Annotated in this window: 20 protein-coding genes and 1 pseudogene; 14 read left to right on the forward strand and 7 right to left on the reverse strand. The window is 61.9% G+C overall.

The features are described from left to right. The first annotated feature begins 127 nt into the window (after positions 1-127). The 9 genes and pseudogenes from NVV77_RS14140 to NVV77_RS14180 all read left to right on the forward strand — a co-directional run bounded on the left by NVV77_RS14140 (position 128) and on the right by NVV77_RS14180 (position 13,907). Positions 128-2,173 carry a methyl-accepting chemotaxis protein gene (locus NVV77_RS14140; protein WP_295414332.1) on the forward strand — a complete coding sequence of 682 codons (2,046 nt, stop codon included), beginning with the start codon at positions 128-130 and terminating at the stop codon, positions 2,171-2,173. A gap of 468 nt (positions 2,174-2,641) precedes the next feature. After that, the gene (locus tag NVV77_RS14145; protein WP_295414334.1) at positions 2,642-5,023 is read left to right on the forward strand and encodes a PAS-domain containing protein; all 2,382 of its coding nucleotides are present in this window, start codon (positions 2,642-2,644) and stop codon (positions 5,021-5,023) included. Next, on the forward strand, positions 5,024-5,443 hold the full coding sequence (gene tsaE, locus NVV77_RS14150) for a tRNA (adenosine(37)-N6)-threonylcarbamoyltransferase complex ATPase subunit type 1 TsaE (RefSeq protein WP_295414336.1): 420 nt from the start codon (positions 5,024-5,026) through the stop codon (positions 5,441-5,443). It begins immediately after the preceding gene. Positions 5,444-5,805: 362 nt separating this feature from the next. Then, positions 5,806-7,137, forward strand: coding sequence for a sn-glycerol-3-phosphate ABC transporter substrate-binding protein UgpB (ugpB, locus tag NVV77_RS14155; protein WP_295414338.1), 1,332 nt, complete (start codon positions 5,806-5,808; stop codon positions 7,135-7,137). Positions 7,138-7,269: 132 nt separating this feature from the next. Further along, a pseudogene (ugpA, locus tag NVV77_RS14160) lies at positions 7,270-8,101 on the forward strand (sn-glycerol-3-phosphate ABC transporter permease UgpA). Positions 8,102-8,113: 12 nt separating this feature from the next. After that, entirely contained in the window at positions 8,114-8,956 is an 843-nt protein-coding gene (ugpE, locus tag NVV77_RS14165) for a sn-glycerol-3-phosphate ABC transporter permease UgpE (protein WP_295414340.1), read from the forward strand. Positions 8,957-8,959: 3 nt separating this feature from the next. Next, entirely contained in the window at positions 8,960-10,006 is a 1,047-nt protein-coding gene (locus NVV77_RS14170; protein ID WP_295414341.1) for a sn-glycerol-3-phosphate import ATP-binding protein UgpC, read from the forward strand. 118 nt (positions 10,007-10,124) lie between these two features. Next, a complete protein-coding gene (locus NVV77_RS14175) occupies positions 10,125-12,797 on the forward strand; it encodes an EAL domain-containing protein (RefSeq protein WP_367178625.1) in 2,673 nt (890 codons plus the stop codon). A 78-nt stretch (positions 12,798-12,875) separates the two neighbouring features. Further along, positions 12,876-13,907 carry a Gfo/Idh/MocA family oxidoreductase gene (locus tag NVV77_RS14180; protein WP_295414342.1) on the forward strand — a complete coding sequence of 344 codons (1,032 nt, stop codon included), beginning with the start codon at positions 12,876-12,878 and terminating at the stop codon, positions 13,905-13,907. Here NVV77_RS14180 and NVV77_RS14185 read toward each other — a convergent pair. From NVV77_RS14185 to NVV77_RS14210, 6 genes are all read right to left on the reverse strand, one after another. After that, positions 13,897-14,865 carry a YihY/virulence factor BrkB family protein gene (locus tag NVV77_RS14185; RefSeq protein ID WP_295414343.1) on the reverse strand — a complete coding sequence of 323 codons (969 nt, stop codon included), beginning with the start codon at positions 14,863-14,865 and terminating at the stop codon, positions 13,897-13,899. The two genes, NVV77_RS14180 and NVV77_RS14185, sit on opposite strands and share 11 nt — an antisense overlap. 123 nt (positions 14,866-14,988) lie before the next feature. Then, on the reverse strand, positions 14,989-15,819 hold the full coding sequence (locus NVV77_RS14190) for a dipeptide ABC transporter ATP-binding protein (RefSeq protein ID WP_295414345.1): 831 nt from the start codon (positions 15,817-15,819) through the stop codon (positions 14,989-14,991). Beyond that, a complete protein-coding gene (locus tag NVV77_RS14195; protein ID WP_295414346.1) occupies positions 15,816-16,664 on the reverse strand; it encodes an ABC transporter ATP-binding protein in 849 nt (282 codons plus the stop codon). Before NVV77_RS14195 ends, NVV77_RS14190 begins: the two co-directional genes overlap by 4 nt. Positions 16,665-16,668: 4 nt before the next feature. Continuing rightward, positions 16,669-17,562 carry an ABC transporter permease subunit gene (locus NVV77_RS14200; RefSeq protein ID WP_295414347.1) on the reverse strand — a complete coding sequence of 298 codons (894 nt, stop codon included), beginning with the start codon at positions 17,560-17,562 and terminating at the stop codon, positions 16,669-16,671. Between the two features lies 1 nt (position 17,563). Beyond that, on the reverse strand, positions 17,564-18,571 hold the full coding sequence (locus tag NVV77_RS14205; protein ID WP_295414349.1) for an ABC transporter permease subunit: 1,008 nt from the start codon (positions 18,569-18,571) through the stop codon (positions 17,564-17,566). Between the two features lie 193 nt (positions 18,572-18,764). After that, positions 18,765-20,360 (reverse strand): ABC transporter substrate-binding protein, encoded by a 1,596-nt coding sequence (locus tag NVV77_RS14210; RefSeq protein WP_295414351.1) that lies wholly within the window; start codon positions 20,358-20,360, stop codon positions 18,765-18,767. A gap of 222 nt (positions 20,361-20,582) precedes the next feature. Between NVV77_RS14210 and NVV77_RS14215 the strand changes: the two genes are divergently transcribed. The 4 genes from NVV77_RS14215 (at position 20,583) to NVV77_RS14230 (ending at position 23,883) form a co-directional block, all read left to right on the forward strand. Next, positions 20,583-20,975, forward strand: a complete 393-nt coding sequence (locus NVV77_RS14215) for a VOC family protein (RefSeq protein ID WP_295414353.1) — start codon at positions 20,583-20,585, stop codon at positions 20,973-20,975. After that, positions 20,948-21,496 carry a hypothetical protein gene (locus NVV77_RS14220; RefSeq protein WP_295414355.1) on the forward strand — a complete coding sequence of 183 codons (549 nt, stop codon included), beginning with the start codon at positions 20,948-20,950 and terminating at the stop codon, positions 21,494-21,496. Before NVV77_RS14215 ends, NVV77_RS14220 begins: the two co-directional genes overlap by 28 nt. Next, entirely contained in the window at positions 21,493-22,431 is a 939-nt protein-coding gene (locus NVV77_RS14225) for an aldo/keto reductase (RefSeq protein ID WP_295414356.1), read from the forward strand. Before NVV77_RS14220 ends, NVV77_RS14225 begins: the two co-directional genes overlap by 4 nt. A 240-nt stretch (positions 22,432-22,671) precedes the next feature. Next, on the forward strand, positions 22,672-23,883 hold the full coding sequence (locus tag NVV77_RS14230; RefSeq protein WP_295414358.1) for an ROK family transcriptional regulator: 1,212 nt from the start codon (positions 22,672-22,674) through the stop codon (positions 23,881-23,883). A gap of 83 nt (positions 23,884-23,966) precedes the next feature. Here the strand turns inward: NVV77_RS14230 and NVV77_RS14235 are convergent, their stop codons facing one another. Continuing rightward, a complete protein-coding gene (locus tag NVV77_RS14235; protein WP_295414359.1) occupies positions 23,967-24,266 on the reverse strand; it encodes an HU family DNA-binding protein in 300 nt (99 codons plus the stop codon). A gap of 191 nt (positions 24,267-24,457) precedes the next feature. On the opposite strand from NVV77_RS14235, the gene rirA reads away from it, so the two are divergent. Continuing rightward, the gene (gene rirA / locus NVV77_RS14240) at positions 24,458-24,949 is read left to right on the forward strand and encodes an iron-responsive transcriptional regulator RirA (protein WP_295414361.1); all 492 of its coding nucleotides are present in this window, start codon (positions 24,458-24,460) and stop codon (positions 24,947-24,949) included. Positions 24,950-25,014 lie beyond the last annotated feature (65 nt).

Below are 25,014 nucleotides of genomic sequence, written 5' to 3' on the forward strand. Positions count from 1 at the left end.
GAAAAGTGCGGGGGCACATCGGTTCGGACACGGCGCGGAGAAACCGCGTCCCGGTTCTGCTTGCCTTTATCCCCGCGCGTGAGCGTCACGGATAACGACACACCAGAAGGTGTGAGAAGGCATAGGAATGTTTAAACTCAACATCGCGGGCCGCATCTATTTGCTGGTCGGCCTCGCTGTCGTGTCGCTGGCCGTGATGGGCTGGATGAACATGCAGCAGATCAATTCAACGCGTGACCAGCTGCGCGCCGCCGAACTCCAATCCATCACCGATTCCGCCGTCTCCATCGTCGATGGTTTCTACAAGCGCGCCCAGGCCGGTGAGTTCACCGAGGACGTCGCCAAGGCCGGTGCCATCAGCGCCCTGCAAAGCCTGCGCTATCGCGGCAACGAATATATGTTCATCAACGGCATGGACGCGATCATGCTGATGCATGGCGTCAAACCCGAAATGGTCGGTATGGACCAGTCGGAAATGGCTGATCCCACCGGCAAGAAATTCGTCGCCGAGATGATCGAGATCGCCAAGAAGAACGGTTCGGGCTTCATCGAATACAAGTGGGCCCGCACTCCCGACACCGACCCGGTCGACAAGCGCACCTATGTAAAACTGTTCGAGCCCTGGGGCTGGGTCGTCGGCACCGGCGTCTATATCGATGATCTGCGCGCTGCCGCCCAGCGCAGCCTGATCGAAACCGGGCTGATCGCTCTCGTCGTCGCCCTGGTCGTTTCCGGCGTCGCCTTCCTTATTGCCCGCACCATCACCAATCCGATCGCCCGCCTCACCGACGTCATGGACAAGGTGGCCGATGGCCAGTTCGATACCGAAGTCGTCGGGGCCAACCGCACGGACGAAATCGGTGCCATGGCGCGCGCTGTGGAAGTCTTCCGCGAGAATGGCCTGAAGGTCGCCGAAATGACCGAGGCTGAAGCCGCCCGCATCATTCGCGACTCGGAAGAGCGGCAGAAGATGATGGTGGAGCTGCAGCGCGCCTTTGGCGACGTGGTGGATTCGGCCATCGATGGCGATTTTTCCAAGCGCGTCCCGGCAACCTTCCCCGATGCCGAGCTCAATGGTCTGGCCAAATCCGTCAACAACCTCGTCGACAGCGTCGATCGTGGCCTTGATGAAACCGGCACGGTGCTCTCGGCCCTCGCCAATACCGATCTCACCCGTCGCATGGAAGGCCAGCATCGCGGCGCCTTTGCCAAGCTCCAGTCCGACGTCAACGAAGTGGCCGACAAGCTGACTTCCATTGTCGGTCAGCTGCGCGGTACTTCGGGTACGCTCAAATCGGCAACGAGCGAAATCCTCTCGGGCGCCAATGATCTCTCCGAGCGCACCACGCGCCAGGCAGCGACGATCGAAGAAACCTCGGCCACCATGGAGCAGCTCGCCCAGACGGTGACGGAAAACGCCAAGAAGGCCGCTGATGCCAGCCAGAAGGCCAATGCCGTGTCGCTGGTGGCCGAAGATGGCGGCCGTGTCATGAGCGAAGCCAATCAGGCCATGGAACGGATCACCCAGTCCTCGGCCAAGATCTCCAATATCATCGGCATGATCGACGACATCGCCTTCCAGACCAATCTGCTCGCGCTCAACGCTTCGGTGGAAGCCGCGCGTGCCGGCGAAGCGGGCAAGGGCTTTGCCGTGGTCGCCGTGGAAGTGCGTCGCCTCGCCCAGTCCGCCGCAACCGCATCTTCGGACGTAAAACTGCTCATCGAGCAGAGCGCCCAGGAAGTTGGCACCGGTTCGAAACTAGTCGCCAGCGCCGCCGATAAACTTTCGGCCATGCTCGAAGCGGTGCGTGCCAATAGTGCGCTCCTCGACGACATCGCCGGGGCCAGCCGCGAACAGGCATCGTCCATTGACGAGGTCAACACCGCGGTCCGCCAGATGGATGAAATGACCCAGCACAATGCGGCGCTGGTGGAAGAGGTGAATGCGGCCATCGAGCAGACCGAGGCCCAGGCGACCGAACTCGACCAGATCGTCGATGTCTTTACCATCGACTCGTCGCGCGCCGCCCGCGCGGCCGTTGCAGCCAAGCCCGCCCCCGCCGCCCGCCCCAATGGCATCAAGGCGCTGCAGGGCAAGGTCAAGCAGGCAGCGTCAGCCTATCTCAGCCACGGCAATGCCGCGGTGAAAGCCGACGACTGGTCCGAATTCTGATTTTTGACCCCTGTCGATCACATTACTCCCCGGCCCATGGCTGGGGAGTTTTCGTTTGCGCCTGTTGGTGGCAGAATCAACGGGCCCCGAATTGTCGTTCGGTAGCGAATTGGTGACCTGTCCAGCCCGAACAGGCCCGAATGGTTAACAAATCGTTTCTAGTTCGTTCTCGGTCAAGCGCTTCCTTCGCGCTTTGCCCGCAAAGCACAGCCATAAGGACTCTTTTTCCCGATTCCCCACCTCGGTATGGTGAGGCGATTCGGTTGTCGGGGGACACGTAACCGGTTCGGGGGCACCTGGAATCCTCATTGAGGGTTTCCGCGTTTGGGCGCCTGTCTCATGTGCACGCGTACCGGCTTTGCCGGACTTGCAGCGAAACAAAAGAAGAGAGGGCTGTCTATGGCGCCGGATCCACTCCGGAAGCATTGGAGATTCGCAGTTGCTGCGTGTGCTCCATTGACCCTGATGATGGCTGTCCCAGCCTTCGCTCAGGGAGCTTCGACGGCAAATCTGGGCGGCATTGTTCCAGTCGCGGTCGTGATCGGCGCGGGCGGCTTCGCCCTTGTCGCGGTCACCGTGCTGCGCACCATTCTGCGTGACGGCCGCCTGGCGCAACGCCAGGCCAAGGGCCAGATCGCCGATCTCCGGGCCCTCGTCGACGATTATGAAAACCTCATCGGCGGCAGTCGCGAACTGACCGTCATCTGGCCCGAACAGCCGGGCATGCCGCCGCGCCTGCTGGGTCAGGCAGCCGCCGTGCTGCCGCCAGGGCGCCAGCCTCAGAGCGTGCTCAATTTCGATACCTGGCTTTCGGGCAGCGAAGCCGACAATCTCGCCCAATTGGTGGAACAGTTGCGCGTCGAAGGCCGGCCTTTCAACGCCAGCGTCAAGGCGCTCGATGGGCGTCTTGTCCGCGCGACCGGCTGGCTTGCCGGCGGCGGCGCGGCCCTGCGCCTCCGCCCCGCTTTCGCGCAACCGGGTACGGATGCGCCGGTGGTCGATGGCAGTGACCGCGACAGCGTGCTGGCACTGCTGGACCTGCTCAACAGGCCCGCTTTCCTGCGCGATACCAGCGGTCGTCTCGTCTTTGCCAATCAGCCCTATCTCGACCTCTGCCGTACCCTGGGCAAGCCGGTGAGCGGGGAAGCGCCGCCCGAACTGCTCGATGCAAAACAATTGCAGGCCCATCTGGCCGAATGTCGCGGCAATGACGAGGCCGTGCGCCAGCGCGTGTCGCTGGGCAAGGGCGGCGAATTCGAACTGGTTGATGTGCCGGTTGCCGAAGGTCGCGCCGGCTATTTCGAGCCTGTCGTCGTCAGCGATGACAAGGCGGGCGAACCGAGCTTTGCCCATATCGCGGGGATCATCGATGCCCTCGCCACCCCGATCGCCATTTTCAATGCGCGGCGCGAGCTGATCCAGTTCAACCCCGCTTATGCTGCGCTCTGGGATCTCGACCCCAAATTCCTCACCCCCGGCCTCGACGAGCGCGCCATTCTCGACAAGCTGCGCACCGAGGGCATGCTGCCCAATCAGGTCGACTACCACACCTGGCGCGCCAAACATCTCGAGAGCTACGCGCGCAAAGCCCCGTTCGAAGCCGAACCCTGGCACCTGCCCGATGGACGCACCATCAAGGTCATTTCGGCTCCGGCTGGAACACATGGCGGCGTGATCTATGTCTTTGAAGACCTGACCGAGCGTCTGGAACTGGAATCGGCCAACAAGGCCATGACCAATGTGCAGCGCGAAACCATCAATTCGCTGTCGGAAGCGGTGGCCGTGTTCGGCACCAATGGCCGCCTGGCGCTATCCAACCCGCGGCTTTCCGCGCTGTGGAAGCTGCCGATGAATACGCTCGGCGCCAATCCCCATATCGACCAGATCGCCGATGCATCAGGCCAGGTCCTGCAGGACGGGGCAAAGATCTGGGCCGATCTCAAGCGCAATATCATCGACCTCAATCCCACCCGCACCGACAAGGCCGGGCGGATCGAGCGCACCGATGGGCGCCTGCTCGACTATGCGACGACGCGCCTGCCCGATGGGCAGACCATGATGACCTTCCTCGATGTGACCGAGAGCGCGAGCTACTCAAAGGTCCTCAAGGAACGCAACGATGCGCTGGTCACCGCCGACCGCCTCAAGGACGCTTTCGTCGAAAACGTCTCCTATGAGTTGCGCAGCCCCCTGACCAATATCATCGGCTTTGCCGACCTGCTTGCCGGTACCGAAGGCGACAGCCTCAACGAACGGCAAAAAGCCTATATCGAATATATTCGCGCCTCGTCCGTGACGCTCGGCGTTCTCATCGACAATATCTTGGACCTCGCCTCGGTCGATGCCGGCATTGCCGAGCTTAATCCCGAGCCGCTCAGCGTGCAGGGGTTGATCGACAAGGCGCGGGCTGGCCTCTCGGCCAGTTTCCCCGAAGTGTCGGGCAATTCCACCAACCTCGTCGTCGAGGTCGAGCCGAACCTGCCCGAATTCATCGCTGACGGCACCCGCATCGTGCAGGTGCTCTACAATCTCCTCTCCAATGCCGCGCGCTTCTCCCCGCCGGGTGGCGAAATCCGGCTGACCGTGACGCATCGCGCCGACCGCATGCTGTTCATCATCGAGGATGAAGGCCCGGGCCTGACCGACGAATTGCGCTCTGCCATCCTCACCCGCCTCGATACGCCGAGCGCCGGTGGGCGCCTGCGTGGCGCGGGCCTGGGGCTCTCCATCGTGCGCACCTTCGTCAATCTCCATGGCGGCACGATTTCGGCCCAGCAGCGCGAACCGCGCGGCAGCCGTATCGTCGTCAACCTGCCGCGCGACAGCGCGCTTGCCGGCGTCGCCGAATAAATGGAACGCTTCCTTCCCGATGATGAGGCGACGATCGCCTTTGGACGGGAACTGGCGGCCCTGCTGCAGCAAGGCGACATTGTCAGTCTCGAAGGTGAACTCGGCGCCGGCAAATCGGCTCTGGCCCGCGCCACCATTCGGGCGCTGGCGAATGATCCGGACCTCGAAGTCCCGTCGCCCACCTTCGCCCTGGTGCAGCCCTATGACACCCCAAGGGGGCCGGTGCTGCATGCCGATCTCTACCGGCTCGGCGACGCCGCCGAGGCGGACGAATTGGGTTTGCTCGACAATTCAACGTCTTTTGTTCTCGTCGAATGGGCCGAACGCGCCGCGCATGTGGCGGATGCCGCAAACATTGTGATCGCGCTCTCCATTCCCCCCGGCGGATCGGGCCGAAATCTGGTCATGACCCGCCGCTGAGGGGTTTTCGGAGTAAGTGCCGCTTTCGAATGAAAACGAGCGCCGAAACGTCTGGCCGTGGCATTGCTGATGGCCCCACGGGACCACCGCAGCCTTTTGGCCGCGGCGCAGTGCTTTCCACAGTCACCGAACTGACATGTCACCGTCACGCGGACGTTAATCGCTGCCAATAGATCGGGCTCGCACGCCGCCTTCCTTTCGAATGGGGAGTCCGGAATGCGCGCTTGAACTTTCGGTTTGTCGAAACGGCTTCGCCAGTTTTGCAGAGCCCGCCGCCCGAAAGCATCCGGCGCTTCACGTTTCAAAAGTCTGGCAGGGAGCCGGACGGCCACGCGCCGATCCGGTCCGACGGGAGACAAGATATGAAGAACCTGAACGGCGTTGCCGGGCTTGCTGCCCTTTCGCTGATGCTTTCCACCTCGGCCGCCTTTGCGCAAACCGAAGTCACCTGGTGGCACGCCATGGGTGGCGAGCTGGGCACCAAGCTCGAAGAAATCGCCGCCAATTTCAACGCCAGCCAGTCCGACTATGTCGTGACCCCGGTCTACAAGGGCACCTATGCCGAGACGCTGACCTCGGCCATTGCTGCTTTCCGCGCCAATGAGCAGCCGGCCATCGTGCAGGTTTTTGAAGTCGGCACGGGCACCATGATGGCTGCCAAGGGCGCCGTCTATCCGGTCTACCAGCTCATGGCCGATCAGGGCGAAGCCTTCGATCCCTCCGAGTTCCTTGCCCCGGTCGTGGGCTACTATTCGGATCCGGAAGGCAACATTCTCTCGCTTCCGTTCAATTCCTCGACCCCGATCCTCTACTACAACAAGGACGTGTTCGAAAAAGCCGGTCTCGACCGCGAAACCGCCCCCAAGACCTGGGCTGACGTCGAAGCCTTCTCCAAGAAGATCGTTGAATCGGGCGCTGCCACCTGCGGCTTCACCACTGGCTGGGTGACCTGGATCCAGACCGAGAACCTCTCGGCCATCCACGACCAGCCCTTCGGCAGCAAGGAAAACGGCTTTGCCGGTTTCGACACCGAATTCACCTTCAACGGTGAACTCCAGGCCCGCCACTGGAACAACCTCAAGACCTGGTCCGATGCTGGCCTGTTCAAATATGGTGGTCCGGAAGGTGGAGCGGATGCTGCTCCGTTCTTCTATGCGCAGGACTGCGCGATGATCATGAATTCCTCGGCAGGCCGCGCTGGTGTCATCAACAACGCCAAGGACTTTGAAGTCGGCTTTGCCCCGCTTCCCTATTATGACGACGTGATCGCTGAGCCCAAGAACTCGATCATCGGCGGCGCCACCCTCTGGGTGCTGAACGGCAAGTCGACCGAAGAATATGCGGGCGCCGCAAAGTTCTTCACCTATCTCAGCCAGCCCGAAGTCCAGGCTGCCTGGCACCAGTTCACCGGCTACCTGCCGATCACCAACGAGGCCTTCGAACTGGGCCAGAGCCAGAACTACTATGCCGAGAACCCCGGCTCTGACGTTGCCATCAACCAGATCACCCGCGGCACGCCGACGGCCAATTCCAAGGGCGTTCGCTTCGGCAACTTCACCCAGGTCCGCAACGTCGTCGACGAAGAATTCCAGGCTCTGCTCTCGGGCAGCAAGACCGCCCAGGAAGCCCTCGACAGCGCCGTCTCCCGTGGCAACCAGCTGCTGCGCGACTTCGAAGCGTCCAACGCTCAGTAAATCCTGATCTCCGGGGCAGGCCGGCGCGTTCCGGCCTGCCCCTCCGTCTCTTTTGCTTTTCTGGAAGCGGGGCCATTCGTGGAAACGAAGCGCACAACCTTTCCCAGCAAGACGCTGCCCTATGCGCTTGTCATGCCGCAGCTGGTCATCACGCTGGTCTTCTTCATCTGGCCGACCTGGCAGGCGGTCCAGTCATCGTTCCTGCGCGAAGATCCCTTCGGGCTCAACAGCACCTTTGTTGGCCTCCTGCACTATCAGCGCCTCTTCCAGGATCCGCTCTATCTCGACGCCATCGGCCGCACGGCGATCTTTGCCGTCGCCGTCACCATGCTCTCCATGGGCATGGGCCTGCTGCTGGCCGTCGCGGTCAGCCGCCTCGTGCGCAGCGCCAATGCCTATTCGACGCTTCTGCTCTGGCCCTATGCCGTCGCCCCGGTCGTCGCCGGCATTCTCTGGTGGTTCATGTTCAATTCGAGCTCGGGCATCCTGCCCTATATGCTGAGCTTTTTCGGCGTCGACTGGAACCACAAGCTCAACGGCACCCAGGCCATGATCCTCGTCATCGTGGCCGCGAGCTGGAAACAGGTCTCCTACAATTTCCTGTTCTTCCTCGCCGGCCTGCAATCGGTGCCGCAATCGCTAACCGAGGCTGCCGCCATCGATGGGGCAGGGCCGGTGAAACGCTTCTTCACCATCGTCCTGCCGCTCCTGTCGCCGACGACGTTTTTTCCTCTTCATCGTCAACGTCAACTACACGATGTTCGACACCTTTGGCACCATCGATGCCACCACCCAGGGCGGCCCGAACCAGGCGACCAATATCCTCGTCTACAAGGTCTATGCCGACGGTTTCATCGGCCTCAACCTCGGCTCGTCCTCGGCCCAGTCGGTCGTCCTCATGCTCTTCGTCATCGGGCTCACCTTCCTCCAGTTCCGCTATGTCGAGCGGCGCGTGCAGTACTGAGGACAAGGACAAATGGTAGAAAATCGCCCCTTCCTGACCTTACTCACCCACTTCGTGCTGATCGTCGGCGTCGCCGTCATCGTCTTTCCGGTCTATATCGCCATCGTGGCGGCAACCCACGACGCGACGGCCATGTCGAGCGGCATGATGCCCATGTGGCCCGGCTCGCACCTCATCGACAATCTCGTGGCAACACTGACGCACCAGTCGCCCGGCCTGCCGCCCTTCTGGGTCATGGCCTGGAACTCGCTCTGGATGGCCGTGATCATCACCGCGGGCAAGATCGTCATTTCGATCCTCTCCGCCTTCGCCATCGTCTATTTCAAGTTCCCGTTCCGAAACCTGGCCTTCTGGCTGATCTTCATCACCCTGATGCTGCCGGTCGAAGTGCGCATCATTCCCACCTATTCGGTGGTGGCGAACCTGGGGATGCTTAATTCCTATCTCGGCCTGACCGTGCCGCTCATCGCCTCGGCGACCGCGACTTTCCTCTTCCGCCAGTTCTTCATGACCATTCCCGATGAGCTGATGGAAGCCGCCCGCGTCGATGGCGCGGGGCCGATGAAGTTTTTCCGCGACATCCTGCTGCCCCTCTCGCGCACCAATATCGCTGCGCTCTGCGTCATCCTCTTTATCTTCGGCTGGATGCAGTATCTCTGGCCCATGCTGGTGACCACCGACCGCAACTATTACACGCTCATGATGGGCGTGAAGCGCATGGCCGCCGTCGCCGACGCCGACCCGCAATGGAATCTCATTATGGCCGCCGTGGTGCTGGCCATGCTCCCCCCGATCCTCATCGTCATCTTCATGCAGCGCCTCTTCGTCAAAGGCCTCGTGGACACCGAGAAATAAGTCATGGCTCCGATCAAGATTTCCCAAGTCAAGAAAACCTATCAGGGCAATGTCACCGCCATTCACGGCCTCGACCTCGATATCGAGGATGGCGAAATGGTCGTGCTGGTCGGCCCCTCGGGCTGCGGCAAGTCCACTCTTCTGCGCATGATCGCAGGACTCGAAACCATCACCGATGGCACGATTTCCATCGGTGGCGAGGTGGTCAACCGCAAGGAGCCGGCCGAGCGCGATATCGCCATGGTGTTCCAGAACTATGCGCTCTATCCGCATATGAGCGTGCGGCAGAACCTCGAATATGGCCTGAAGAACCGCGGCACGCCGCGCGAGGAAATCGACCGCCGCGTCAACGAGGCGGCGCGCGTCCTCGAGATCGCGCCCTTCCTCGATCGAAAGCCGCGCCAGCTGTCCGGCGGCCAGCGCCAACGCGTCGCCATGGGCCGTGCCATCGTCCGCCAGCCCAAGGCCTTTCTGTTCGACGAGCCGCTTTCCAATCTCGATGCAAAACTGCGCGGGCAGATGCGCATCGAAATCCGCCGCCTGCAGCGATCCCTGAAAACCACCAGCGTCTACGTCACCCACGATCAGCTCGAAGCCATGACCCTGGCCGATCGGCTGGTGGTGATGAATGCCGGCCGCATCGAGCAGGTGGGCAAACCCATCGAGCTCTATGATCGTCCGGCTTCCCTCTTTGTAGCCGGCTTTATCGGTTCGCCGCCGATGAACCTCTTCAAGCTCGACGCCTTGAGCCGGGCGGCGGGTCAGGATCTGGCCGCGTCCCTGCCGGCGGGCACCGACATTGTCGGCATCCGGCCCGACCGGATCGAGACCGGAAGCGGCACCGGCTTGCGGCTCTCGGGCGCGGTGGAATTGATCGAGCCGGTCGGCGGGGAAAGCCACCTCTATGTCCGCGTCGAGGGCCTCGATCAGGTCGTGATCATCGTCGTCGAGGGCCGCTCACGCCTGAGCGAAGGCGAAGTGCTCGATTTCGTCCTGCCCCTAGATGCGCTGCACCCCTTCAATACTGAAACGGGCCGCCGCGCCGACTGATCCAGCCAGACTTTGCCAGATATTTACCAAGCGTCTAATTGCGTATGTCCGGTAAGGAACTGGTCAATTCTGCCCCCTACTATGACCTGCAGAGACCGGTATTGGTCCTTGCAGGCATATGGGCAATATGGGTTTCGGCGGGGCGAAGCAGAAGAACCGGGAGTGGCGGCGGACGAGCTTCCTGCCTGCCCTTTTGGCATTTCTGGTAGTCGCCATCGCCGGGGTCGTGCTCGACCGCCAGGCCGAAACCATCAATCAGGAACGGGTCCGTTCCGAAGTTCTGGGCCGCATTTCCGTCATCCGCGCCAAGCTCGAAGGGCATGTCTCGAGCAATGTCCAGCTGGTGCGGGGCCTCGTCTCGGTCATTTCGACCGAACCCGACATGGATCAGACCCGTTTTGACGCGCTGGTCGGCAATCTCTTCGAAGAAGACAGCCAGCTGCGCTCGGTTGCCGCCGCGCCCGATCTCGTCATCCGCATGACCTATCCGCTGGCCGGTAACGAAAAGGCCATCGGCCTCGACTATCGCCAGACCCCCAGCCAGTGGGACGCCGTGCAGCAGGTGCTGTTCACCGGCAGGATGGTGCTGGCCGGCCCGGTCGATCTCGTCCAGGGCGGACGCGGTTTTGTTGGCCGCTTCCCGGTCCATACCACCGAGGATGGCTGGAAGAAATTCTGGGGCGTCGTCTCCGCCGTCATCGACGTCGACCGGCTCTATCAAGATAGCGGACTCTACGATCCGTCGCTTTCTGATCTCGATATTTCCATTACCGGCCATGACGCCCAGGGGCGCCACGGCAAGATCTTTTACGGCGACAGTCTGAGCGCCCGCCAGCCGGTCCTTGCCAATGTCACCCTGCCCAGCGGCAGCTGGCAGATCGCCGCCGTGCCCAAGGACGGCTGGCAATCGAGCATGGCAAGCCAGTTCATGCTGCGTGGCGCCATCTTCATCGCCGGCTGCCTGATCCTGCTGCCCTTCATCATCGCGGGCCGCATGATCAGCCAGCGCCACGACTATATCGCCCAGCTGCGGGCTCGCGAGACCGAGCTGACCCAGCAGACCCAGCGGCTCAACCTTGCCCTTGAAACCTCCAAGGTCGGGCTTTGGGAGCTGGACCTGGCGAGCGGCGAGGAAGTGTGGGACGCGCGCACCAACGAAATCTACGGCATGTCGGCCGATGGCGGCGGGCGCACGCATGACCATTGGCAAAAGGTGGTTCACCCCGAGGACAAGGCGCGGGCCGAAAGCGAATTCCGCAAGTCCATCGCCAATGGCCGCTATCAATCGGACTACCGCATCGTGCTGGCCGATGGCACGACGCGCCACATCCGCTCCATCGCCGTGCTCTATCGCGCGCCCGGCGAGGACGACCGCGTCATGGGCATCAATTGGGACGTGACCGCCGACGTGGCGCTGAGCGAAGACCTGCGCCGCGCCAAGGCCATGACCGAAGCGCGCAATACTGAACTGGAAGCGGCGCGCGTGCGCATCGAGCACAATGCGCTCCATGACAGCCTGACGGGCCTGCCCAACCGGCGTTATCTCGACGAAATGCTCCGCGGCAATGCTGCCGGAGGGTTTGACGATTCCGGCACGATCGCGCTGCTCCATATCGATCTCGACCGTTTCAAGCAGATCAACGATACGCTCGGCCACGCCGCGGGCGATGCCATGCTCATCCATGCCAGCAAGGTGCTGCGCGAGAGCTGCCGCGACACCGACTTTGTCGCCCGCATCGGCGGCGACGAATTCGTCGTCGTCTCCAGCAATAGCCATGGCGAGGAAGGCCTGGCCCGGCTCGCCGGGCGGCTCGTCGAAGCCATGCGCAAGCCGGTCATGCATGAAGGGCACGAATGCCGCTGCGGCGTCAGCGTCGGCATCGCCACGGGCATGGTGCCGGCCATCGATGTCGAGCAATTGCTGATCAATGCCGATATCGCGCTCTATCGCGCCAAGGATCGCGGCCGCAATCGTTTTGAATTCTTCTCCGCAGCGCTGCAGGCTGAGGTGATCAATACCAAGCGCGTCGCCGACGAAATCCTCAACAGCCTCGAGAACCAGGATTTCATTGCCCACTACCAGCCCCAGTTCGACGCCAAAACGCTCGATGTCGTCGGTGTCGAGGCGCTGGCCCGCTGGCGGCATCCGACGCTGGGCCTGCGCAGTCCCGACAGCTTTATGGAGATTGCCGAGGAGCTGAGCGTCGTCGCCGCCATCGACCACGCCATTCTGCAGCAGAGCCTGCATGATCTCGAACGCTGGGACCGCCTGGGACTGCGCGTGCCGCGGGTTTCGGTCAATGTCTCCCAGCGGCGCCTCCACGACGAGAACCTCGTCGCCGCGCTGCGGGAAATGGACATCGCCGAAGGCCGCATCGCCTTTGAACTCGTCGAATCCATCTATCTCGATGAGAGCGACGGCGTCATCGCCTGGAATATCGAGCAGATCAAGGCGCTCGGCATCGATGTCGAAATCGACGATTTCGGCACTGGCTATGCCTCCATCGTCTCGCTGCAAAAGCTGCATCCGCGCCGTCTTAAAATCGACCGACAATTGGTCGATCCGATCATCACCGAGCCGAGCCAGCGTCGGCTCGTCGCCTCCATCGTCGATATCGGCAAGGCCATGGATATCGAGATCGTCGCCGAGGGCGTCGAGACCATGGAACACGCGAAAATCCTGCGCGATCTCGGTTGCGACATCCTGCAGGGCTATGCCTTCGCCAAGCCCATGCCGCGCGAGGCGCTCGAAGCCTTCCTTGCCGAACAAAGCTGGCGTCGGGCCAGCTAGAACAGGCGACAAACCAGACGAATTTCGCTAAACCCCCTCCGTCTATCTTGTATGGAACAGATTTTGGAGAGGGCGGAAATGGCGCTGGGCAGGAAATTTGGGCTGGGCGTAGTTGGCGCGGGCATGGCGGCAAAGCCGCATGCGCTGGCTCTCGACGCCCTCCGCGACCGGATCGACGTCCGCGGCGTCTGGCGGCGTGACGCAGAAGCGCTCAAGCAGTTTTGCGACCTTTATGATTTTCCGGCAGCACAAAGCTACGAAGCCATGCTGGCCGATCCCAACCTTGATGCGGTTCTCATCCTGACCCCGCCCAATGCACGCGAACCGCTGGTCGCCGCGGCGGCAGCGGCCGGCAAGCATGTGCTGATGGAAAAGCCCGTCGAACGCACGACGGAAGCCGCTGCCCGCATCGTCGAGATTTGTGACAGGGCAGGGGTGACCCTGGGCATCATCTTCCAGCACCGGTTCCGCGCCGCCTCGAAAGCGCTGGCCGAGAAGGTTGCCAGCGGCGACTTAGGAAAACTCTTCGCCGCCCATCTCGTCGTGCCGTGGTGGCGCCCGCAGCAGGGTTACTATGACAAGCCCGGTCGCGGCACATTTGCCCAGGACGGCGGCGGCGTCCTCATCACCCAGGCCATCCACTCGCTCGACTTGATGCTGAGCCTCACCGGCCCGGTGAAGTCGGTCACCGCCCTTGCCGCGACCACCGGCTTCCACCGAATGGAAACAGAAGACTTCGTTGCCGGTGGGTTGGAATTCGCGCATGGCGCGGTGGGCGGGCTGATGGCCACCACGGCCAATTTCCCCGGCGGCGCCGAGAGCATCACGCTCAATTTCGAAAAGGCCAGCGCCACCCTCGCGGGTGGCAACCTCAACCTGAAATGGTTCGATGGCCGCGAGGAGAATGTGGGCGAGGCCAGCAATTCCGGTGGCGGCGCTGATCCCATGGCTTTTCCGTTCGACTGGCATATGGCCCAGATCGCGGATTTCGCCGATGCGGTGCAGGAGGGGCGGCAGCCGGTCTCGACCGGCCATTCGGCTCTCGCCGTGCACAAGCTGATCGACGCGCTCATCGCCTCCTCGCGCGAAGGCCGCCGCGTCAACGTCTAGCGACGTCCTCGCTGGCCGGCTGCTCCTTGGCGGCTTCCCCGCCCTTGGCTGGCCAGCGCCCACCCACCGTGTCGGCGACATAGGCGCCGCGCTCGCCCATCGGGCGCGGTTCGCCCGTGGTGGAATCCGCCGTCGTCTGGTGCTCGCTCTCCGAGTTGAGCGATCCGCCCAGAATGACGATGGTCACCGAAAGCCAGATCCAGGTGAGAAAGCCGATCAGCGCCCCCAGCGAGCCATAGGTGGCGTTGAAACTGGAAAAATTGGCCGCGTACCAGGAATAGCCCGCCGACATGAGCATGATGCCGACGGTTGCAAAGAGGCTCCCCGGCGTGATCCAGCGCCACTTGGCCTTGGCCCGGCTTGGGCCCCAGCGGTAAATCGACGAAAGCGCGACGAGGAGGCTTACGAGCATCAGCACATAGGCGCCGGCCCGCACGATCCACTCATAGCCCCCGAGCGCGAATATCTGCAGCAAAGCGGGCACGATCAGCATGACCGCCAGCATCAACACCAGCATGATCAACCCGCCCAAGATGAAGGCGAGGGCGAGCAGGTGAATATGAAAGATGTTCCGCTTTTCCTGCTCGCCATAGACGACGTTCATGGCGTCGAACAAAGCCTTGATACCAGCACTGGCGCCCCAAAGCGCCGCCACGAGCGAGACGACAAGGGCAATGCCGAGTTCGCCGCTATCCTGGCTCGTCAGGCGCACCAGCTGTTCGCGGATGATGTCGAGGCCGCTGGCCGGCACGATGCCATCGAGCAGGCTGAGCTGATCGACCACACCGACGGGATCATTGAGGAGGCCATAAAGCGAGACGAAGAGGCTCAGCGATGGCACCAGTGCGAAGAGCAGAAAGTAGGCAACGCCCGCGGCCGTCAGCAGCACGCGGTTTTCGCTAAAACCGATGAACAGCCGATAGGCGATATCCTTCCAGCCGCGCCAGGGAATGCCCACTGGCGCGGTGGCCCTGCGGCCCCGGTCTGGCTGTTTGGATCGAAGTTCCTGCGTACGCGTCGGCATTCCCAGACAACGCCGACGCGGGCCGCTTGGCTCCGCGCCGGCGCTGCGACAATGGGATCAGGCCACAGCCGCCTTTTTGCGCGCGATACGGGCACGGATGTGCTCGACCTCGGTCTGCGGCGTCGCGGCAAAGAGGGTCTTGGTATAGGCGTGCTGCGGGTTCGAAAACACCGCGTCCCGGCTGCCGTGTTCAACGACGTCGCCAAAGTACATGACCATGACTTCGTCAGCGATGTAGCGCACGACCGAGAGGTCATGGCTGATGAAGACATAGGTCAGCCCGAACTCGTCCTGCAAATCCTTCAAGAGATTCAGGATTTGCGCCTGCACCGAAAGGTCGAGCGCCGAAACCGGCTCGTCGAGCACCAGGAAGCTGGGATTGAGCATCAGCGCCCGGGCAATGGCGATGCGCTGGCGCTGGCCGCCCGAGAACATGTGCGGATAGCGGTTATAGTGCTCAGGCTGCAGGCCGACCTTGGTCAGCATGGCCATGGCCTTTTCGCGCCGCTCGGCTGCCGACATGTCGGTATTGAGCAGCAGCGGTTCGGAGAGCACGTCGCCGATCTTCTGGCGCGGATTGAGCGAGCCATAGGGATTCTGGAAGACGATCTGCACTTTTTGGCGCAGTTCCTTGGTCACATGCGACGCGCTGGCCTTGATGCCATCGATAAAAATTTCGCCCGAGGTCGCCTCGTCGATCAGCGTGATCATGCGGGCTAGGGTCGACTTGCCGCAGCCGCTTTCGCCCACGACGGCAAGTGTCTTGCCCTTTTCGAGCGTGAAGCTGACGCCCTTGACGGCATGCAGCACCTTGGCCGGCTTCAGAAAGCCGGCGGAAGTGACGTAGTCGCGCTTGAGATTGCGCACTTCGAGAACGGGTGTCGTCATTGGGCAACTCCCGGGGCGGCGGTAAACAGCATGTCGGAAACGGTCGGTAGGCGATCGCCCACGGCATTTTCCGGCAGGGCCGATAGCAGCGCCCGCGTATAGTTCGACTGGGGATTTTCAAAGAGGGAGAGCACATCGGCCTCCTCCATCTTGTGCCCCTTATATTGCACGATGACGCGGTCGGCCGTTTCGGCGACGACGCCCATGTCATGGGTGATCATGATCAGCCCCATGCCGGTCTGCTGCTGCAGCCCGACAAGCAGATCAAGAATCTGCTTCTGGATGGTCACGTCGAGCGCGGTGGTCGGCTCGTCGGCAATCAGCAGTTTTGGATTGCACGAAATGGCCATGGCGATCATGACGCGCTGGCACTGGCCGCCCGACATCTGATGCGGAAACGCCTTCAGCTTGTCCTCGGCGTCGCGAATGCCGACCTGGTTCAGCAGCTGAACCGCACGCTCATGCGCCGCCCGGCCCCTGAGGCCGAGATGCTTGTCGAGCACTTCGCCGATCTGGAAGCCGACCGTGAAACACGGATTGAGGCTGGCGATCGGCTCCTGAAAGATCATGGCAATGTCCTTGCCGATGATTTTCCGCTTTTCGCTGTCGCTCATCTTGAGGAGGTCGCGGCCTTCAAAACGCATGACATCGGCAGTGACGCGGGCGCTTGCTGGAAGCAGGCCCATGGTGGCGAGCATCGCCACCGATTTGCCCGAGCCGCTTTCGCCGACAATGGCGAGCACTTCGCGATTGTCGACCGAGATGTCGATGCCGTCGACGGCCTTGAAGAGACCAACCGAGGTGTCGAAGGCGACGGTGAGATTCTTGATTTCGAGAAGGGACATGGCGTCAGCTCCTCTTCAGCTTGGGATCGAGCGCATCACGCAGCCCGTCGCCGATGAGATTGATGGCAAGCACCGTGATGAGGATGGCAAGGCCCGGGAATGTGACAACCCATGGCGCCTTGAGGATGAATTCGCGGGCCGAAGCCAGCATGGTGCCCCATTCCGGGGTCGGCGGCTGCGCGCCCATGCCGAGGAAGCCGAGCGCGGCGGCTTCAAGAATGGCATTGGAGAAGCTCAGCGTTGCCTGCACGATCAGCGGCCCCAGGCAGTTGGGCAGGATCGTTACCATCATCAGGCGCAAATGGCCGGCGCCGGAAAGCTTGGCCGCCGTCACATATTCACGGCTTTTTTCAGCCATCACCGCCGCACGCACCAGGCGCGCAAAGTGTGGCTGCAAGACCAGCGCGATGGCGATCATGGCGTTGAAGAGGCCCGGGCCCAGAATGGCCACCAGCACCAGGGCCAGCAGCAGCGGCGGGAAAGCCAATATAATGTCCATGATGCGCATGATCAGGACGTCGACCCAGCCGCGGAAATAGCCGGCCAGGACGCCGAGGATCACCCCGACAACAAGCGCGCCGACCACGACGAAAAAGCCGATGAACAGCGAATAGCGCGCGCCGTGGATGAGGCGCGAAAGCATGTCGCGGCCCACGGGGTCGGTCCCCAGAATGAAGCGCGGGTCGGCATTGGCGTCCCAGATCGGGGGTTTCAGCAGCGCATCGCGGAACTGCTCGTCGGGCGCAAAGGGCGCGATGAGCGGCGCGAAAATCGCGACGAAGACGAGGATGGCAAAGACGGTGAGGCCGATGACGGCGCCGCGATTGACGGAGAAATAGTACCAGAATTCACGCAGGCCCGAGGCCGGTGCACTGGCGGGAGTGTTGGTCGTAGCCATGTTACTGCACCCGGATGCGCGGATTGATGAGCGCGTAGAGGAGGTCGACGATCAGGTTCACCGACATGACGATGAGAGCAATGATCAGGAGCCCCGACTGCACCACGACATAGTCGCGCTTGGAGATGGAATCGATCATCCACTTGCCGATGCCCGGCCAGGTGAAGATGGTCTCGGTGAGAATGGCGCCGCCGAGCAGCAGCCCCACCTGCAGGCCGATCGTGGTCACGACCGGGATCAGGGCATTGCGCAGGGCATGCACATTGACCACGCGATTGGGCGACATGCCCTTGGCGCGGGCGGTGCGCACATAGTCTTCGCCCAGCACTTCGAGCATGGCCGAGCGCGTCTGCCGCGCGATGACGGCAAGCGGAATGGTGCCGAGCACGATTGCGGGGAGGATCAGGTGGCGCAGGGCCGAAACGAAGGCCGCCCAGTTTCCATAAAGCAGCGTGTCGATCAGCATGAAGCCGGTAATGGGCTTCAAAAAGAAGGTCAGGGCTATGCGACCCGAAACCGGCGTCCAGCCGAGATAGCCCGAGAAGAAGATGATGAGCAGCAGCCCCCACCAGAAGATCGGCATGGAATAGCCGGTCAGCGCCACGCCCATGGTGATCTGGTCGAACCACGAGCCGCGCTTGATGGCGGCAAAGATGCCGGCGGGAATGCCGATGACGACGGCAAAGAGCAGCGCAACGAAGGCCAGCTCCATGGTGGCCGGGAACAGCGCCATGAACTCATTGATCACCGGGCGCTTGGTGGCGAGCGAGATACCGAAATCGCCCTGCATCACGCTCCACAGATAATTGAAATATTGCTGCCAGATCGGCAGGTTATAGCCGAACTGCTCGCGCAGGATTTCGTAGCGTTCCGGGGTCACGCCATGTTGCCCGGCCATGGCCAGGATGGGATCGCCCGGCAAAACGCGGACAAACGCAAAAGCGCAGATGGAGATGCCGATAATGGTCGGCACCAGTAGCGCAATCCTGCGCAAAACATAGTTCAGCATGAGAGGGTCTTGCCTCTGGGGCGCAAGCCCGCCGCACAAATGCGGCGAACCCGCCGGTCCCGTTTCCTGTTATGGCGGAGTGCGTCCGTGGACCTTGGTTGGCCCATCCAACCCCGCTCTGTCTTAAAAGGCGGAGCCCCGCTCCGGTGTTTGCCGGATCGAGGCTCCCTTGTTTGGTGAGAAGGCTAAAACCTTACTCCTGAACGTCCACACCCTTGAAGGAGTGGCTGCCGAGCGGGCTCATGACATAGTTGAGCACGGTCTTCTTCATCGGCATGAACACGCGGCTGTGGGCCAGGGTGATCGCAGGTTCTTCAGCCTTGAAGATTTCCTGGGCCTTGGTGTAGAGCGCGGTGCGTTCTGCCGGGTCAGACGAGGTCTTGGCAGCGGAGATCGCAGCTTCGAAGTCGTCATTGCACCAGCTCGAATAGTTCGAAACGCCGATGGCCGAGCAGGAGAACAGGGTCGCGAAGAAGTTGTCCGGATCGCCATTGTCGCCGGTCCAGCCGATCATGAACGGGCCCTTGCGGTCGGGCTGCTTGCCGCGCTCGCGATATTCGGTCCATTCATAGGTCACGATATTGGCGGTGACGCCGACCTTGGCCCAGTCGGCCTGGATCAGTTCGGCAACGCGCTGGCCGTTCGGGTTATAGGGACGCGACACCGGGATTGCCCAGAGGTCGGTCGTCAGGCCGGTGACGCCGGCAGCTTCGAGAGCGGCCTTGGCGGCTTCCGGATCATAGACGTCGGCCGCGATGGCATCGTCATAGGACCACATGGTGGGCGGGATCAGGTTCTTGGCGTCCTGGCCAGCACCCTGGTAGACGGCCTCGATGATGGCCGACTTGTCGATCGCCATGGTCAGGGCCTTGCGCACTTCCGGATTGTCGAACGGCGCTTCGGTCGTGTTGTAGGAGATGTAGCCGATATTGAGGCCTTCCTGCTCCTGCACGGTCAGGTTCTCGTCAGCCTTGAGGGCTTCGAGATCGGCCGGAGCGGGGTAGGGCATGATATCGCATTCGCCGGCGAGCAGACGCTGCGCACGCACCGAAGCATCGGTGGTGATGGCGAAGATCAGGTCGTCGATCGGCTGCTTGCCTTCCCAGTAGTCGGGGAATGCGGAATAGCGGATCACGGTGTCGAGCTGGTAGTCGACGAACTGGAACGGGCCAGTACCGACCGGCTGGGTCGAGAAGACGGCGAGATCACCGGCTGCAGCGACCTGGTCGGCATATTCCTTCGACACGATCGAAGCGAACTGCATGGCAAGGTTTGCCAGCATCGGTGCATTCGGCTCGGTCAGGGTGATCTTGACGGTCAGGTCATCGACCTTTTCGATCGAAGACAGGTACTTGGGCATGTCCATGCCCTGGAAGTAGTCCCAGGTCATGCCTTCGAGATAGGCGTGCCACGGATTGTCTTCCTTCCACTGACGCTCGAACGAGAAGATCACGTCGTCAGCGTTGAGGTCGCGGGTCGGGGTGAAATAGGGCTGGGTGTGCCACTTGACGCCCGGACGCAGGTGGAAAGTGTATTCCTTGCCATCTGCCGAAACGTCCCAGCTTTCAGCCAGGGCCGGAATGACTTCGGTCGAGCCGGGAGCGAACTCAACCAGGCGTTCGAAGATCGTGTGGGCAGAGGCGTCGAAGTCGTTGCCACCGGTCACCGGGCCGGGATCGAAGTGAGCCGGCGAGGCTTCCGAGCAGTAAACCAGCTGCTTGGCCTGGGCGGCGCCGGCGGCCACAGCCACCATCGCAGTCGCGACCATCAGGGTTTTCATCAATTTCATGATTGTTGTCTCCCGAAGTAATTCATGCTCTCCAGAGTTCCCATCTGGAGGCTTGGGCGACACCAAAGCCTAGTTTTTTAGGAAGTGCAATGACGAAGTTGACCATTTGGTCAATCGTGTGACGGCCGAATGGCTTTCCACAGAAATGGACGGATGATTCCAAATCCGTTCGGCAAGTAATCATGGCTTGACCGCGTCTTATCGGTAATGAACGATAGAGTCATGACGCAGAAGATTGCCACTCTCGCCCTTGTCGTTGCCGACTATGACGACGCCATCGAATTTTACCGCGACAAGCTCGGTTTTTCCCTTGTGGCCGACACGCCATTGGGGCCGGACAAGCGCTGGGTTCTGGTCGCCCCGCCGGGTGGCAATGGTGCGCGCTTGCTGCTGGCCAAGGCCGACGGAGCCGAACAACTGGCGAGTGTGGGCAATCAGGCCGGCGGCCGCGTCATGCTCTTTCTTGAAACCGACGATTTCGCCGGCGACTTCGCGCGCATGAGCGAAAAAGGCGTGACCTTTCTCGAAGCGCCGCGCCACGAGCCCTATGGCTCGGTTGCCGTCTTTGCCGATCTTTATGGAAACAAATGGGACCTCATCGAGCCGCGGGGCTGATCCTCTTTTTGGTCATGGCCCAGCCGGCTTTTGCGCAGGCGCCCGGCTGGCAATTTTCGCCCCTGTCCGGTGAGGGCGATCGCGCTGCCATGGGGTGCGACCGTGAGGCGGCGCAAGAGAATTTCACCTGCCTCGTTGTCCGCTGCGAGGACGATTTTTCGACCGGCCTCCACGTGCATTCGAGCCGTTTCGGCGGCGATGCCGGCACCTGGGAAATGACGCTCGACCGCGAGGACCGTAGTTTCATTGCCGAAAAATCCGGCAGTCCCTACGGCGCGCGCATTCGTGAAGACGCCGATCTGCTGCTCGATCGGCTCCGTCATGGAACATTCGTCTATCTCCGCCATAGCGGGGACGAGCATGCGCCCTTCGCCTTCATCGATCTTGCGGGGTCGATGAAAACCATCGCCGAGGCGCTCTACTGGTGTGCGCCCCGCGTGCCGCCGCAAGAACAAAACGCAGTCTCGGACGTTGACCACGATCAAAGTCTAGGTCCGTCCAAACTTGGAGAAGAGCAATGAATCGTCGTCCTCTCGGCCGCAGTGAACTCGTGATCGAACCGCTGGTTCTCGGTGGCAATGTCTTCGGCTGGACGGTCGACGAAACGCTCGGCTTCGAAATTCTGGATGCCTATGTGGACGAAGGTTTCTCCGCCATCGACACGGCGCAGGGCTATCCCAATTGGGTGCCGGGCAATCCGCCGGGCATGAGCGAAACCATCATCGGCAAGTGGCTCAAGGCGCGCGGCAATCGCGACAAGGTGCACATCATCACCAAGGTCAATTCCGCGCACCAGCCCCAGGGCCTCAGCGCCGAAGCGATCAAGACCGGCATCGAAGATTCGCTAAAACGCCTCCAGACCGACTATGTCGACCTCTATTTCAGCCACTGGCCTGCGACCGAAAACACCCATGAGGAAACCCTGGCTGCCTATGACGTGCTGATCCGCGCCGGCAAGGTGCGCACCATCGGCGCCTCAAACTATGACGCAGCCATGATGAAGGCGGCGCAGGATACGGCCATCGTGAAATCGCTGCCGCGCTACGAGGTCACCCAGCCGCTCTACAATCTCTACGACCGCCAGCAGTTCGACGCCCTGCGCCCCTATCTCCTCGAAAACGAGGTTGGCGCCATCACCTATTTCAGCCTCGCGGCAGGCTTCCTCTCGGGAAAATACCGCTCCAAGGCTGATCTTGGTAAATCACCTCGCGGTGGCAAGGCGGAAAGCTATCTCAATGAAAAGGGTCTCGGCATTCTCGACGCGCTCGATGCCGTCGGCGGGGAGCTTGACGCGACGCCATCCGAAGTGGCGCTCGCCTGGCTTGTCGCCCAGCCCGGCGTCAGCGCGCCCATCGCCTCGGCAACCTCGGTCGACCAGGTGAAAAGCCTTGCCCGCGGCGTGCGGCTTACTCTGGGTGATGATGCCAATGCGCGTCTCACCAAGGCGGGCGCCTAGAGCAAGAGCGTCTCTGATGGCACCACCGGGCCTGTCCCGGTGGTCCCTGCGGCCCGTCTTGTCGCGCACAAATCGCCCGCGCGGCGAAATGGCCGCTTGCACTGCCGCCTTGCTTGGCCATGATGCGGCAAGCGAACAAGCTGGAATCGGCACCGGCCCCATGACTGCTCCATCCCAAGGGAGCGGCGCGGGAGCCCATTCGCTCTGCTTTATTCAGAACTATGTGACGGGGAGGCCGGCGTGAGCGATTCCGCAGTCCCGACGATCGATCTATTCAACCTTGGCGCCAAGGGCTTGCAGCACCATGGCCTGCGCCGGGCCAATGAACGCGCAGTGCTGACCGTCGTGGGGTTCAATCCCGGCCTCTCCAATGCCGAAATTGCCCGCATGTCTGGCCTTGCCCCGCAAACCGTGTCGGCCATTCTCAACGATGTGGAGGCGGCTGGCCTGATCGTGCGCGGCGAAGTGCTGCGCGGCCGTCGCGGCCAGCCGGCCACCCCGATTTTTCTGAAACCTGAAGGGGCCTATTCCATCGGCGTCGAAATCGGCTGGCGCCATGCCGATGTCCTGGCCATCAATCTGCACGGTGCGGTGGTGGCCCATCGCCATCTCGACTATGCCGAGGCCGATCTCACCGCGCTCGCCCCGCAACTGGCGCTGCTGATCGAGGAAATGACTCGCGACTGGTCAAAGGAGCAGCGCGAGCGCTTGGCCGATATCGGGGTGGGCATGCCCGGCTCCATTCACGCCGCCACCTGGCCGCTCGAAGACGGTTTCGGCAGCAAGTCCGGCCCCTCACCGGCCGATTTTGCCGCCGATCTCGAAAAGCGGACCGGGCTTGCCGTAACCCTGTTCAACGACGGCAATGCCGCCTGCTGGGCCGAACTGATCGCCCAGCCGGCGCCGCGCCCGGCCAGCTTCATCTATCTTCTCGTTTCGACCTATCTCGCCGCCGGCCTCATCGGCGAGGGCCGGCTGTGGCAGGGGCCAACCGGCCATTCGGCCGATCTTGGCGCCATGCTGGTCGATCGCAATGACAGTGGCCCGCTATCGGCCCATGCCATCGCCTCGGCTTCGGCCCTGGTCGAGCGGCTGAGCGCCGCCGGCATAGCGGTGGATATTGCCGATGTCGAAAACTGGGACTGGCCCACGCTCGAACCCATCGTCGAGCCTTGGCTGGAAGACTGCGCCAAAGCCCTGGCGCTGGTCGTGTTCAACACCAATGCCGTGGTCGAAGCGAGCCTGGTCGTGCTCGATACCATCCTGCCCACGGCGATCACTGTTCGCCTCGTCGAGCGCCTTTCCGCCCATTTCGAGCGCCTGCCGGCCCGGCGCCGGGTCAGCATTGGTTCGGGCCATATCGGTCGCCTGGCGCCCGCACTGGGCGCTGCCGAACTGCCGCTCTACCACCGGTTCTTCTCGCGCAATCTGCTCGAAAAACCCCGCGATTAGTGCGCGCCACCCAGGCAAACAAAATCCCGCGAAAGCGGGATTTTTTGTTGGCCTGATATTTTGTCGTGGAACCCGAAAAAGCCCTAGCTATCCGCCAGTTCATCCAGCGCCTCGCGCAGGCGCGCGCTGGGCGTAAAGGTGACGGTATGGCGGGGGGTGATCCGGTGCTCGGTGCCGGTGCGGGGATTGCGCCCCACCCGTTCGGCCCTCGAGCGCACCGCGAGGGTGCCGAAGCCGGTCAATTTGACCGTTTCTCCGGCCTTGAGCGCATCTCCGATCAACTCGAACATACGCTGGCCAATGGCGGTGACGTCGTTCTTGGCTAGGCCCGTGGCCTCACTGGCAGAGGCGGTGATGATAGCTCGCGTGACGGTGGTAGACATGCGACACTCCTCCTAATAATTTCATATTCCGAAGTTAAGTCGCTGTCCAGTCCGGTTTTTGTCGCCTTAAACATGATCAGGACGTTCAGAATAAGATTGACATTCTTTAGAATGGTTTTAAATTACGGCTCGTGCCATGGATGGGTCGAAGCCGTGGCCGGCCCGGTTAACCGCAAAGGGATCGTTCGCTCGTGAGACTGACTCGCCAATCCAACTACGCCATCCGCACTCTGGTCTATTGCGCCGTCAACGACCCGGAATTGAGCCGCGTAGCCGAAATTGCCAGGGCTTACGGCATCTCCGAACTCTTCCTCTTCAAGCTGATCAAGCCGCTGGTGGAAAATGGCCTGCTGCAGACCGTGCGCGGCCGCCATGGCGGGATCAAGCTGGGCAAGCCGGCTGACCAGATCACACTGCTCGAGACGATTCGCTTGACCGAAGAAAACTTCGCTCTCGCCGAATGTTTCGAGGAAGGCGCCGATTGCCCGCTGATCGGCGAATGCGATCTCAATGGCGCGCTGCGCGAAGCGCTTGGCGCCTTCTTTGAAGTGCTCGCCGGCTATTCCATTGCCGATCTTGCGAGCAAGAAGCGCTCCATTCGCCAGCGCCTGGGTCTGTCCGCCACCGAGGCGGTCAACGCCGATTCCGCCGGCAATATCGTCGGTGACATTGTCGCTGCGTAAATCTGACTGAAAAACTCAAATATGAGTTTGACAATCAAGTTTGCCCATGGTTATTAGGTTGCATT

Source organism: Devosia sp., from assembly GCF_024707125.1.
GTDB lineage: Bacteria > Pseudomonadota > Alphaproteobacteria > Rhizobiales > Devosiaceae > Devosia.